This window comes from Desulfobacter sp. UBA2225 (assembly GCF_002348205.1).
Lineage (GTDB): Bacteria > Desulfobacterota > Desulfobacteria > Desulfobacterales > Desulfobacteraceae > Desulfobacter > Desulfobacter postgatei.
Window position 1 is genome coordinate 25,092 of record NZ_DDYV01000247.1, and the last position, 12,868, is coordinate 37,959.

A 12,868-nucleotide genomic window follows, 5' to 3' on the forward strand; every position below is an offset into this window, starting at 1 on the left:
AATAATGATCAAGGCAATAAAGACTAAATACGGTTTTTGTGGGGTCTTCATTACTTTTTCCGGGATTCTCATAATTTTAGTTCCCAATTGTATATTTAATTGATATCACTTTATCCAATACCCCATTGATATTTATCGTCATATCGAATTGAATAATATGCTGCAATTTTAGTATGTTCCCAAATAACATCCTGTTCTTGCGCATGAACGCCATGACAGTCATGCAAAAGATACACCTGAAGAAGTTAAAATTAGAGCAATAGGTTACAAGATCCAACCGGCCGTTTTCCGTCACAGCATAAGAGTGTAGACAAAGTTGGGAAAATGAGGAAAAATATGTTTTATTTTATCAAACAAATAAAATGTTCGTTATATCGTATAAACATCTTCTGGATAGGTAAAATGGCATTGAGATACTTTTTGGGCGTCATGATTTTTTTCAAAGTGTAAATGTTTTTTACAGCTTCTATCCAATTGGGGTGGGGGATAAAAAATACGAGGTTCTCGGTATTAAATTTTCATAGAGTCAGGGCATGTTGCCAGAAAAACAAAAAGCCCCGCCAAGTCTTGGCGGGGCTTTGGTTGCCGGTAGGCAGTGTTACGCTTTGTTTTATTTTTCCCAGAAACGCATGGTGCCGTTTTGTGCAAAGCTCAGATGCATTTTGTAGCACTCGTCCAGCAGCTGGGGTTCATGGTGGCCACCGGTTGCCTTGGTGGCGCGTTCGAGATAATCGTACATATAATCTTTGTAAGCCGGATGTGCACATTTATCAATGACAACGCGAGCCCGATCAATTGGCGCCAGACCACGCAGGTCAGCCAGACCCTGGTCGGTAACCAGAACATCAATATCGTGTTCGGTATGGTCGACATGCGGAACTTTGGGCACAACACCGGTGATGCCGAACTCATCATTTTTGGTGGCACGGCAAGCGGGACAATGCATTATGGATATGTAAGCGTTGCGTATAAAGTCGCCGGAACCGCCGATACCGTTCAACATGCGGGTACCGCCGGCATGGGTGGAGTTGGCATGTGCATACATATCAAATTCAAGCGGTGTATTCATGCCGATGACACCCATACGACGGATGAGTTCCGGATTGTTGGAAATCTGCTGGGGACGCATCATAACCATGTTCTTATAGGTCTCGAAATTTTTCCACCAATCAACAAATGCCTCGTTGGACAGGGACAGTGACGTACAGTTGATGTACTTGCATTTACCTGAATCAAGGAAGGGCAGGAAGGTGTCCTGGAGAACCTCGGTGAAAACGGTCAAATCTTCAAAAGGACTTGCTGTCAGCCCACCGACAACGGCATTGGCAATGGAGCCCACGCCGGATTGCAGAGGCAACAGGTTCTTGGGCAGACGGCCGGCCTTCACTTCAGACTGGAAAAAGTCAACGATGTTGTCGGCAATAGCTTGGGCAACATCATCGGTACCGCGCAGCGCACGCCCATTGTCAGGCAGCTTGGATTCGACAATGGCAACGATTTTGCTCTTGTCTGTAGGAACCCAGGGTGTACCGATACGCTGACGCAGATCAGTCACCGGAAGGATTTTCCGGAATGGAGGCAGATCGGTCAAAAGGATATCGTGCATGCCTTCGAAAGAGGGCAGACCGGTATTGATTTCAACAATGATTTTGTCAGCGACATCAATGATTTCAGGCGCGGCACCCACGGCACCGGACAGAATGATGTTGCCTTCCTCGGTAATGGCAGATGCTTCGATAACTGCCATATCAAGTCCGCCACCCTTTTCCTTGGTGTAAAAGCCGTACTTCAAATCCTGGGGAAACATTGAAAGGTGTTTATCACCCATGCGGATCTGGCCTTTATTAATGGCTTTGCCCAGATTTTTACCTGTCTGGTAGGGCCAGCGACGGTCAATCATGTCCAGTGTAGCCATGCGGTCCTCAACCTCGGCACCGATAGAAGCACCGATAAACAGGTTGAGTCTTAATTTGCCTTGCAGATTGTTTTTCTCAACGTGGTCACACAGTGCGATGGGTACAACTTTCGGATACCCGACCGGCGTAAACCCGGACATGCCGACGTCCATGTCGTCTTTAAAAAACTCAATACACTCTTCAGGCGTTTTTACTTTGCTGAGCAACTCTTTGCAACGTACGCGTTCCTCTAATGTAGACATACGCTCTTTCTCTCCTTCATTTTACGGGTATCGAAGAGATTCCCCACTGAAGCAGCCTCAACACATCGACCACCTAACCAAATACAGGGGAACCGCGCCAGTTAAAGGCCATACCGAAACATGGTTTCAATAAAATTATACTTAGGGGAGGGTTATATAATGCGTCAGCAAGCATAGTCAAGAAAAATTTTTCTGCTTCCTTCATCTAAATAATTTCTATTATATAATAAACAATACCGCCTGCACTCCGGCACTTTTCTTTTATGATACAGCGAGAACAAGACTTTTCCAGAATTTTATACATATGAAGCGATTTGATTTTTGTCTGCGATTGAATATGCCTGGATATAGTCAGTTGAGGCAAGGGGACTGATTTGTTTGAAATTATTTCCAAATTTTTCAACTCTTCAATGAGATATTTGTTTGAGCTTTCCAACTCTTTAATTTTACCTTCTTTTACCAATATATCGTTATGTATCTGATCCTGACGTTCTAACCCTTCATTAATTTTTTCTTCAGCATTTTTTGCCTTTTTTCTCAGCTTTTGGATTTTATCTGATATCTTCTGTAATACAGCAGCATCCTTTTTTCTGTCTAAAGCGTCTCTCTTTTTTTCAATTTCCCGAACTCCAAGCTGAGCGTGGTCCTGAATCTGTGCATTTCCAACTACGATGCTGTGAAGCCACTTGTCTACTTCTTTCATCTGAGTGATTTCTGATTTAAGTTCCTTTAAGATACTCCTGTTATATGTGATGTTGGATTGTATCTTATCTTTCATGCGGATTAAATGTTCATCCACTCCCACGGTCAAAACCGATGACCCAACCGATTCGCTCCCCACCGTTCCGGCTTTAATACCCAGCTTTGCAGACAGGGTAGAGTTAAGAATTATACCGCTTTCATTGTTACAGGCGCCGCTCAGATAAATTGTGGAATCAATAATCTCTTTTTGAACAGTTAAGTCTCCAAAGGCGTTTATTGTTGAGTTACGAACGTACTTGGCATGAATATTCCCCTTAACATTGACCAATTTTGCATCTATAATGCCCATTGAAACGTTCAGGTCCCCCGAAATATCGATCTGGGCCCCACAAATTTCTTTAGCGGTAAGCGAAACACACTTGACCTTAAAACCCTCCTGAACAGTCCCCGGGACAATGACATTTCCATCAAAGTTAATATTGCCGGTTTCAAATCCCACATCCCCTTTTATCTGGAACTCTTTGTTTACCGAAACAACCCCCATAACATCCAGATGAGGTTCCCCCTGAGTAGTTGAAAAGATTTTAGTCTTATCTTCGTTAAACCGGGTGCCCGAGCCTGCAGAAAAAGCCGGGTCTACAGGATCAGCCACTGGTATCTCCATGCCTTTAACATCTATACCGGGAGCCCCCGGTACAGGGAGGATTTTGGATGCAAGCACAACGTCCTCTTTCACATGGGGCACCTCCCCCCGTTCCTTGAAATCGATGGTCCCGTCGGAGTTGATCCGTCCTGCCCGCCTGAAACTGGTTGCAAAATAATAGTGAACTTCCCCATCAATTGGCGCAACGGGCGGTTTTCCGACAGCCGCAAGCAATTTTTTTCCGTCTCTTGATGATCCAGAAATCCACTCTCTGATAACCGAATCCTCTGCAATGCCGAATACAATCGCGTTTTTGTGAAGAAATTGTTCTACCATGTATGCGGTAACAGTCTTGGGGGAATCCTTTTCAAGTGTAAGGTAAATATACGCATTGAGCATATTATCTGAAACACTGATGGTAAAGTAATCCCGGGCGTCAGACTGTTTTCTGTCTGAAAGGCTTCCCTGTCCGCACTCAAATTTCCAGATCATATAATTGATAAGCTCTTTGGTCAAAAGGACTGCAAGAGGTTTATACTCAGATGCGTCGATTCCGTTATCCAAAGTGTCGGACGGTGGTGTCAATGCCTCAACAATGCCTCTTTCTAAAAGAATGGTTGAAAAAATATCTTTGACACGAATTTTCAAATCATCAAACGCCTGTCTGAATCCAAATGAATTAAAACTTACGCCTTCTTTTTCCAAAAAACGCATGATATCTGTTTCGTCTTCAGATTCATGGCCTCCGAAAACGAATTTGATCTTAGATTTCAGGAGCCTGATTTCCTGCTCTTTTTGCTGAATACTTGCCGCATACAAAGCCTCTTTTTTACGCAAATTGCCGGCGATTTGGAACAGCTGCTTATTTTGCCGTTGAATGGTTTTTTGAAGATTTTTAACTTTTTTGCCGATTTCATACTCTTCGTACCGCAGCCTGACCTGGAAAAAAAGATCTTCCTTGGTAAACGGCAAAGGCAGGCATGCATGGATTCCCGCAGAATTGATCGCATTGACAAAGGAAGGCACTTCAGAAGGGGCGGCTACCAGCAGCCGCTGAGTGTCAGGGGAAATTTTTTTGGCTTTTACCAGCAGACTCTCCTGTTGCGCCTCTGTTTCAACATATCCCTCAATAATCAGGAAATATGGCGAGCTAACAGCTTTTGCAAGAGAGCGCAGCCCTTCATCCGGGGATATGAAGAAATCCACCTGGTATCCCTTTTCCGATAAAATTCCGGTTTTCTGCCCAAGGATTCCGCCCGGATCAATCACTATAATTTTATTTCCCTGCTTTCCCCCTTCTATGATACCCACCCTTTGCCTTTAAAATAAAAATTACATTTTCGTACTGAGCTCATTATCTGCCGGCATAAAAAAACCGTTACGGGCAGCCAGATCTTTGAATTTTGAAAAAAAGATTTCCATCACCGCCGCGTAACACAAACCCATCTTCTTTGTGTCGAACATCTGGTTTTCTTCAAGTATTTTTTCTATGTTTTTAATATAATCTGCCTCGCAAACTCCTTTTTCCAATCGTTTTGTCAACTGAATAATCTGTTTTTCTTTTTGGACAATCTCCCGCTTATGCTCACTGGCCTTTTGTTTTAGTTCCTGGCTTAGATTGTAGAGGCGTGCGTTTTGTTTTTTGGCCAGCGCGAACAGGTTCTTATTCTCGACCAGTAATTCGTAATGTTGCAATCCTGATTTGATCATCTCCAGCAAGTCGTCATTATTCCAGGGTTTTGTAATAAACCTGTGGACAGCGCCCCGATTCACTGCACCGGCAACCGCATTGATATCTGCATAACCGGTAATAAGAAATCGAACCGTATCCGGGGTGATGGCCCTGGCTTTCTCCAGAAACTCGGTGCCTTCCATTCCAGGCATCCTCTGATCCGAAAGTATCATGGAAATTATAGACTCCGATTTTTGGATAAAATCCAGAGCCTGGGGGGCGGAGGCTGCATAAAAAGACCTGACACCGATCCTTTTAATCAGGCGTTCCAGTGCTTTGCCGATATTTTTCTCATCATCGACGATCAGGATTGTATGATCGAAACCTTCAGTCATTTGTCTCCCATGGAACTGGTATTAGAATCACCAGGTGGATACTTTTTACGTAAGTTTTTTTAATACTTTGCCAACAAGTTTAAAACATCTCTAATTTTTTCTCAATAACTTATAAGACAACACCTGGTATAATAAAAAACAAATTGAATCTAAATACGTTTTTTTTTAGACTGAAATAAATTCGTGCAGTTGGCTTTCCAAGAATAATTTAACAGTATTGGAGAAATCATGGTGGGAAAAACTTCAGATCACTCTCTAAGCTTTACTAAAGAGGATGAACCGGACAGGCAGAACAAGGCACAATTCAGCATAGAGAAAAATTTCCAGGCATTGACGGACAACCTGCCCATTGGAATTCTTTTGACTTCAGTGGAAGGAAAAATAATAAACGTAAACCCCGAAGGTCTTCAGATGTTGGGTTACAATTCAGTTGAGGACCTTTCCCATATCCCCATCCAAGCCTTGTATTACAATAAAAAAGACCGGGAAATTTTTTTAAAAAATTTGGAAACAGGGCGGGTGAGGGACCTGGAAATGCGATTTAAGAGATTCGATGGCTCCGTGATTTGGTGTTTCATGTCTTCTGTAAGCCAGGAAAACAATCTTGGAGGGCGTTATTTTATTACCTCACTTCTGGATATTACCCAGAGAAAAAAAATGGAGGAAGAAAAAGCAGACCTTTTAATCCAGTTAACCCAGACCGATAAGCTGGCATCCATCGGACAGCTTGCAGCCGGCATCGCCCACGAAATCAATAATCCGGTGGGATATGTCACCAGTAACCTGAACTCCCTGGAAGAATACCTGTCCGATATTGGAAAACTCATCGAACTGGATCAAACCCTGATTAAACGCCTGAATGAAATTACACTCCCGGAAGCGTTGGCAAAAATGACCGAAAATATTCATGAATACGCCCGGAAGATTGATCTTGATTTTCTTCGGGAAGATATGGATGGACTTATAAAAGACTGCATTGACGGATTGGACCGGATCAAAAAAATCGTCATTGATTTAAAGGATTTTGCCCACCCCGGTAAAAAGGATATTGAGCCCGTGGATGTCAACGCCTGTATTGAAACCACCCTGAGTGTGGCGGCAAATGAGTTAAAATATAAAACAACGGTATATAAAGACTTAAACGTTGTGCCCCTGATCAACGGCATCCCCCAGCAGCTCAACCAGGTTTTTTTGAACATACTGGTGAATGCGGCCCAGGCCATTGAAACAACAGGTGAAATCAGAATCAAGACATGGCAGGAAAACAACGACATCTTTCTTACAATTTCAGATACCGGATGTGGCATAGACCCGGAAAATATATCCAAAATTTTTGATCCGTTTTTCACCACAAAAGAAGTGGGCAAAGGGACTGGCCTAGGTATGAATATTGCCTATAATATCATTCAGCAGCATGGAGGCAGCATTGCCGTGGAAAGCAAAAAAGGTAAAGGGACCACGTTTACTATCATACTGCCTGTTCCTGAAGACACAGAATAAACCCTTTACCGAAAAAACGTCCGGTCAAAGCAGACAGGGTTACGCCATATACCTGATTATCTACGGGTATATCCAATTTAACCTGGTTGATTTGCGATTCAAACACAGGTAAAAACTTGTTGATCACATCTTTGGAAAAATAGTCGGCCAAAGCGTTTCCCACAATGACCATGCGGCCGTTTATTTTTAATTTTTCAGCCTGCCTGTTGATCAGTATAATTGTCCGGTCGTAACTTACGCCAATGGCTGCGACAGGAAGCCCTCGGAAAAGAATCCGTGTCAGTTCAAGGGCCTGGTTCTGGAGTTCCAGCTCTCTTGTCCGCTGCTTGATAATATTTTCCAGATTCTTATTGATTTGTTCCAGTTCTTTATTCTTTGCGGCTACCATAAGGTGCAGGGAGTTGTTTGACTGAATAAGATCATACCGTTCAAGGGCTTTTCTGATCTCTTGCTTAAGATCGTCATCATTCCATGGTTTTAAAAGAAACTTGTAGACATGTCCCTCATTTATTGATGCTTTAATGGAGTCAATTTCAGTATACCCGGTCAAAAGAATTCTTATGGTATCCGGGTAAGTCTCCAGGACCTTGGCCAGAAATGAAATTCCTGACATACCTGGCATCCGATGATCTGAAATAACCAGGTGAATGTTCCGGGATGCCATAATCTTGAATCCGTCTTCCCCATTTGTTGCAGTCAACAGATCAAAGTTTTCTTTTCGCAGTAACCGCTTTAAAGAAAAAAGAATTTGTTTTTCATCATCAACGCAAAGTATCGTGTGTTTTGGCGTACTCTCCATTACCGGATGTTCCATCCCATTAAAAAAAATTGTATAACAGTCTCAATAACTTGTTAAATTACTTTTAAATTCGTTGTAAGTTGAGTCTGGATATCGATGATCAAGTCAGCCTATGACTGCTATAGAAAAAACGCCCAGGCATCGTGGATCAAAGGCTTAACCTCTGGAAACCATTTGGGTACCGTTTCAATCCAAACATTCAATCGTTTTCTTGCATGGGAATCAAAATATGCATACTTAATGTTTTCCGGAGATGTATTGTTGTTCAAAAAATCCGCATAATAACTGTTAATGATGCCATTTGCCGTATTTACAATAATGCTTTCCTCCAAAAATGCCGCGTCGGGTTGAATGGCATGATGAGAATAGATTGTATTGGCAAGATGCGATGGAATCCCCCATTTTTTTATAATAAAATATCCAACTTCGGGATGACAGGCCGGCAGCATTTTGTTTTCTGCGTCCAAGTAAATCAAATCATTCTGACGGGCATGTTCGATCACCCGGATGAACTCATCGGGGAAGTAATGCGCCAGCATCAGTTTACCCATGTCATGGAGTAACCCGCAAACAAAGCATTTTTCAGGGTCTCCAACCATGGTCTGCTCCGCCAGGTATCTGCTGAGAACCGCAACACCAATGGAATGCCGCCAGAAACTGTCAATTTTAAAATGCTTATTTGAATTTTGCTCAAACAGATGATTCAAAATATTAAAGGTTGAAAGCGATAGTACAATATTGCGTATGGCGTCAAACCCCAAAATGATGGCTGCCTCATTGGTGGTTGAAATTTTATCCCTTAATCCGAAAAAAGCGGAATTTACCAGTTGAAGCATTTTAAACACAATGGCCTGATCCTTTTCGATCACCCTGGATAGAGAAGCATTTGTTGTGTTTGGATCATTGAGCATTTGATTTACTTTTGTTACAATCGACGGCAAAGAAGGCAAATCCCGGATCTTTCCAAATCGTTTTAGAAAGTCTGCTTTTGTTTTATTCAATTTGGGGCGCCTCTAAAAAACTTGTTACTGTTGTTCAAACGAATTTTACATAAATTATTTAGAAAAGATGACATTAATCTCAATTTTTGTAAAGTATGTATCATTGGCCTAAATTCATCGTCTAATATGTTATATTCCTGTTAACCAATTGATTTTAAGTTGAAATCAGAAATTAGATGGTGAATTTAGGATTGGCTTTAAAAGGGACTTTAAAATTAACTTTTTGATACGGAAAACATACCCATGAAAGATATCCTTTTCGTTGATGATGATCCCAAATGTCTGGCAAGTTTAAAACGAATACTACGGAAATATGCAGCCGACTGGAGATTCCATATCGCCCAAAGCGTGGATGAAGGTATTCGCCGCATTGAGGAGAGGCAAATAGACCTGGTGATCTGTGATATTCTGATGCCTGAAAAAACCGGTTTTGAAATGCTTAAAACCCTTAAAGCCGACGAAAAGACAAAATCCATTCCTGTGGTGATGCTTACAGGGATGGTTGACTCAAAATTGAAACTGAAAGCACTGAGCATGGGTGCTGCAGATCTGCTAAACAAACCCATTGAAAAGGCAGAACTGGTAACAAGGATCAGCAACGGTCTAAAAATAAAAGAATACCATGACCAAATCCTCAATCAAAACCTTTTTCTTGAAAAAAGAATACAGGAAAGAACCCGGCATGCCATGATGGCTGCAGAAATCGGTTCAATTCTTGTCCAGGGAACGGATATTAATGAAATGGCCGGTAAATGCTGTGGTACCATCGTCCATTATCTTGATGCAGCATTTGCCCGAATCTGGATACTGGATGATCAAAACAATCAACTCGAATTAATCGCAAGCAACGGGATGTTTACCTCTCTTGGGGGCAATCATGGCCTTTTTTGTCCCGGCAATTTAAAAATTGAAAACATTGCCAAAGAAAAGAGGGCCATGTTTTCCAACACAATTGCTGAAGACGCCGATATAGATGATCAAACGTGGTTAAAAAAAGAAAAAATAACAGCATTTGCAGCTCATCCTTTGATTGTGGGAAGCCGAACGGTAGGGGTTGTGGCAATGTTCTCAAGACAACTGTTTGAGACGGCTGATCTGGATGCCATTGCCTCAGTTGCAGATGAAATCGCATTGGGAATTGACAGAAAAAAGGCTGAGGAAAAAGCGTGGTTTTTCGCTTACCACGATACACTGACACGGTTACCCAACCGGCAGTTTTTTCTTAAGACCCTGGAGTCTGAGGTCGAATATGCAGGACGGTATAAAAAAAAATTTGCCGTGGTGCTCATTGACCTAGATAATTTCAACCGGGTAAACGAAAGCTTGGGCCACAACGCAGGCGATCAATGCCTGCAAGCTATCTCAGACAGATTAAAAAATTGCTTGAGATCTAGTGACATGCTGGCTCGATTGACTTTAAAAGAAACGCCCATGGTCCGCATGGGCGGCGATGAATTCATCATTCTCTTGCAAAACACCAATGATATTTTTGAAATTGGCCAGGCTTGCCAGAGACTGTTGAACGAATTTAACCAGCCGGTTCATGTGGTGCAAAAAGAAATCTTTATTTCCGCAAGTATCGGTGTGGCCGTATTCCCTGAGGATGGAACAGAACCTGGGGAGCTATTAAAGAATACTGAAACAGCACTTTATGATGCCAAAAAAAAAGGCAAAAGGGTTTTTTCCTTTTATTCAGAGTCCATGAACCAGGCGTCCATTAAACTGTTTGAGATGGAAAATGATCTGAGAAAAGCTGTGATCAACCAACAGTTGTCACTCTATTTTCAGCCCAAAATCAGACTTTTGGATAAAAAAATTGTGGGGGCTGAAGCCTTAATTCGATGGGAAATAGAACAGGGAAAATTTATTCCACCTTCTTCCTTTATCCCGGTTGCCGAAAAGAACGGCATGATCATTTCCATTGGAGAGTGGGTACTTGAAACCGCATGTAAAACCTGCTGGACATTGCACCAGGCGGGCCATACGGATGTGCATATTGCGGTGAATGTATCTGCATTGCAACTGGATCAAAACGACCTGACCGATAAAGTGGCCAGCATTCTGGAACGTAACAAAGTTTCCCCGGAGAGTATTGAGATTGAAATCACTGAAACCCTTGTCATGTCAAACCCTGAAAAAGCCGCGGAGAACCTAAGCCGATTAAAGCAAATGGGCTTCACCATAGCCCTGGATGATTTTGGAACCGGATATTCGTCCCTGGCCTGCCTTCAAAAACTGCCCATTGACTATGTAAAAATAGATCTCTCTTTTATCAGGCAGATTCTGGTCAGCACCAACGATGCCGTAATGGTTAAGACGATCATTGACATGGCACATAACTTAGGCTTGCAGGTCATTGCCGAAGGAGTTGAAGAAGAAGCACAGACCCGTCTCTTAGAAAAATGGGGGTGTGATATTGTCCAGGGGTTCCTTTTTGGCCGCCCCATGCCTGAGCAACAATTTATAGGGTTGTTTAACGATAACCCTTCTCAAAGAATACCCCTTGGGCATAGTAACCATTGAAAAGGCAATACATACTGGACAGCCGGAATATGCAGCCAGCAATGATCAGGACAAAATTTTTTGAAGCATGTTTTCCAGATTCTTTTTTGTAAAGGGCTTTTGAAGGAAATGAGGCTACCGACTTAAGCCGGGGCACTTTTTTGAACCTGGTCATTTTTTTTGATCAAAGAACTGGACATTTGATTCCATCTATTGAATAGAACTCTCACAGGGATTAAAAATAAAACCGTAACACGAATTTACCACTATTACGATAGGAGAAAAAAATGAAACCCAGAAAATGTTTATTTGTCTTGATTACCGTCCTCATGGTTTTATCGTGTGCCCTTACGGTTCAGGCGAATGAAAAAAAGGAACTGATGATGGCCACCACGACCTCCACCGACAACACAGGCTTGCTTGACTATCTAATTCCTTTTTTTGAGCAAGAGACCGGAATTGCCCTGAAATGGACGGCCACCGGAACAGGCAAAGCCCTGAAACTGGGTCAGAACTGTGATGTGGATGTGCTGCTGGTCCATGCCCCGCCGGCAGAAAAGGCATATATCGCAGCTGGTTTCGGCAAAGACCGGCGTGAAGTTATGTATAATGATTTTGTGATCATCGGTCCGAAATCAGACCCGGCCGGCTTAAAAGGCAAAAACATTTCCCAGGCCCTGTCAGCCATCAAAGCAAGCAAAGCCTTTTTCATGAGCCGTGGAGATGATTCCGGCACCAATAAAAAAGAGAAACTGCTCTGGAAAAATGCAGGCATTGCATTGCCGGACAAGGAACAATGGTACGTCCAAACCGGTCAGGGCATGCTGGCCACCATTCATATCGCCCAGGAAAGGAACGGATACACCATGACCGACCGCGGCACCTATATCAAATATCAGGACCAGCAGGGCGGAGATGCCCCTTTGACCGTGCTGGTGGAAGGAGACGACATCCTTTTGAACCAGTACTCGGTGTTAACCCTGAATCCTGAGAACTGCCCTGATGCCAAATATGATCTGGCTTTGAAATTTTCCGACTGGATGGGCTCGGAATCAGCCCAAAATAAGATCGGCGAATTCCGGCTTCTGGGGAAAAGACTGTTTATCCCCAATGCTAAATAGTGTTTGCCGATTACTTCGGTTGCAGAGACTGTATTGACATTCCTGGTTGAAGGCTTTTTTAAGGCGATTGAGCTGCTGATCAGTGGGGATATCTCCACCTGGTCGGCAGTTTCAGCCACGCTCAACGCCTCGACCGGATCCATGCTGGTCAGCCTCTTAACCGGACTGCCCTGCGGGTTTGTTCTGGGATACTTTGATTTCCGATTCAAACGCCCCATAAGAACGATTCTGGACACCCTTCTTGCCCTGCCCACGGTCTGCGTAGGATTGATTGTCTATGCGTTTATCTCTTCCAAAGGGCCGTTAGGCGATATGGGCCTTTTATTTAGCCTGACCGGCATTGCCATAGGCCAAACCATCCTGGCCTTTCCCGTG

At 43.0% G+C, this 12,868-nt stretch carries 8 protein-coding genes and 1 pseudogene; 4 read left to right on the forward strand and 5 right to left on the reverse strand.

All coding sequences use genetic code 11. The features are described 5' to 3' along the window. Positions 1-610: 610 nt before the first annotated feature. The 3 genes from B3D59_RS12285 to B3D59_RS12295 form a co-directional block, all read right to left on the reverse strand. Entirely contained in the window at positions 611-2,158 is a 1,548-nt protein-coding gene (locus B3D59_RS12285) for an acetyl-CoA hydrolase/transferase C-terminal domain-containing protein (RefSeq protein WP_286820126.1), read from the reverse strand. Positions 2,159-2,363: 205 nt separating this feature from the next. Further along, positions 2,364-4,814 (reverse strand): flagellar assembly protein A, encoded by a 2,451-nt coding sequence (locus tag B3D59_RS12290; RefSeq protein WP_286820127.1) that lies wholly within the window; start codon positions 4,812-4,814, stop codon positions 2,364-2,366. Positions 4,815-4,835: 21 nt separating this feature from the next. Next, a complete protein-coding gene (locus tag B3D59_RS12295) occupies positions 4,836-5,570 on the reverse strand; it encodes a response regulator (RefSeq protein ID WP_286820128.1) in 735 nt (244 codons plus the stop codon). 228 nt (positions 5,571-5,798) lie between these two features. On the opposite strand from B3D59_RS12295, the gene B3D59_RS12300 reads away from it, so the two are divergent. Then, positions 5,799-7,070 carry a two-component system sensor histidine kinase NtrB gene (locus B3D59_RS12300; RefSeq protein WP_286820129.1) on the forward strand — a complete coding sequence of 424 codons (1,272 nt, stop codon included), beginning with the start codon at positions 5,799-5,801 and terminating at the stop codon, positions 7,068-7,070. Here the strand turns inward: B3D59_RS12300 and B3D59_RS12305 are convergent. Together B3D59_RS12305 and B3D59_RS12310 are read right to left on the reverse strand one after the other, a co-directional pair. Continuing rightward, on the reverse strand, positions 7,039-7,869 hold the full coding sequence (locus tag B3D59_RS12305) for a response regulator (RefSeq protein ID WP_286820130.1): 831 nt from the start codon (positions 7,867-7,869) through the stop codon (positions 7,039-7,041). The two genes, B3D59_RS12300 and B3D59_RS12305, sit on opposite strands and share 32 nt — an antisense overlap. 119 nt (positions 7,870-7,988) lie before the next feature. After that, positions 7,989-8,870, reverse strand: coding sequence for an HDOD domain-containing protein (locus B3D59_RS12310; RefSeq protein ID WP_286820131.1), 882 nt, complete (start codon positions 8,868-8,870; stop codon positions 7,989-7,991). A 243-nt stretch (positions 8,871-9,113) separates the two neighbouring features. Here B3D59_RS12310 and B3D59_RS12315 point away from each other — a divergent pair, with 243 nt between their 5' ends. The 3 genes and pseudogenes from B3D59_RS12315 to B3D59_RS12325 all read left to right on the forward strand — a co-directional run. Beyond that, positions 9,114-11,393 carry an EAL domain-containing protein gene (locus B3D59_RS12315; RefSeq protein ID WP_286820132.1) on the forward strand — a complete coding sequence of 760 codons (2,280 nt, stop codon included), beginning with the start codon at positions 9,114-9,116 and terminating at the stop codon, positions 11,391-11,393. A gap of 266 nt (positions 11,394-11,659) precedes the next feature. After that, positions 11,660-12,493, forward strand: coding sequence for a substrate-binding domain-containing protein (locus tag B3D59_RS12320; RefSeq protein ID WP_286820133.1), 834 nt, complete (start codon positions 11,660-11,662; stop codon positions 12,491-12,493). A 33-nt stretch (positions 12,494-12,526) separates the two neighbouring features. Then, positions 12,527-12,868, forward strand: a pseudogene (locus B3D59_RS12325) (ABC transporter permease); the annotation flags it as partial.

What these genes read in the sequence shown, in the direction of transcription:
- B3D59_RS12285 (WP_286820126.1), bottom strand. Translation starts at nt 2,158, where the DNA reads ATGTCTACATTAGAGGAACGCGTACGTTGCAAAGAGTTGCTCAGCAAA.
- B3D59_RS12295 (WP_286820128.1), bottom strand. Translation starts at nt 5,570, where the DNA reads ATGACTGAAGGTTTCGATCATACAATCCTGATCGTCGATGATGAGAAA.
- B3D59_RS12300 (WP_286820129.1), top strand. Translation starts at nt 5,799, where the DNA reads ATGGTGGGAAAAACTTCAGATCACTCTCTAAGCTTTACTAAAGAGGAT.
- B3D59_RS12305 (WP_286820130.1), bottom strand. Translation starts at nt 7,869, where the DNA reads ATGGAGAGTACGCCAAAACACACGATACTTTGCGTTGATGATGAAAAA.
- B3D59_RS12315 (WP_286820132.1), top strand. Translation starts at nt 9,114, where the DNA reads ATGAAAGATATCCTTTTCGTTGATGATGATCCCAAATGTCTGGCAAGT.
- B3D59_RS12320 (WP_286820133.1), top strand. Translation starts at nt 11,660, where the DNA reads ATGAAACCCAGAAAATGTTTATTTGTCTTGATTACCGTCCTCATGGTT.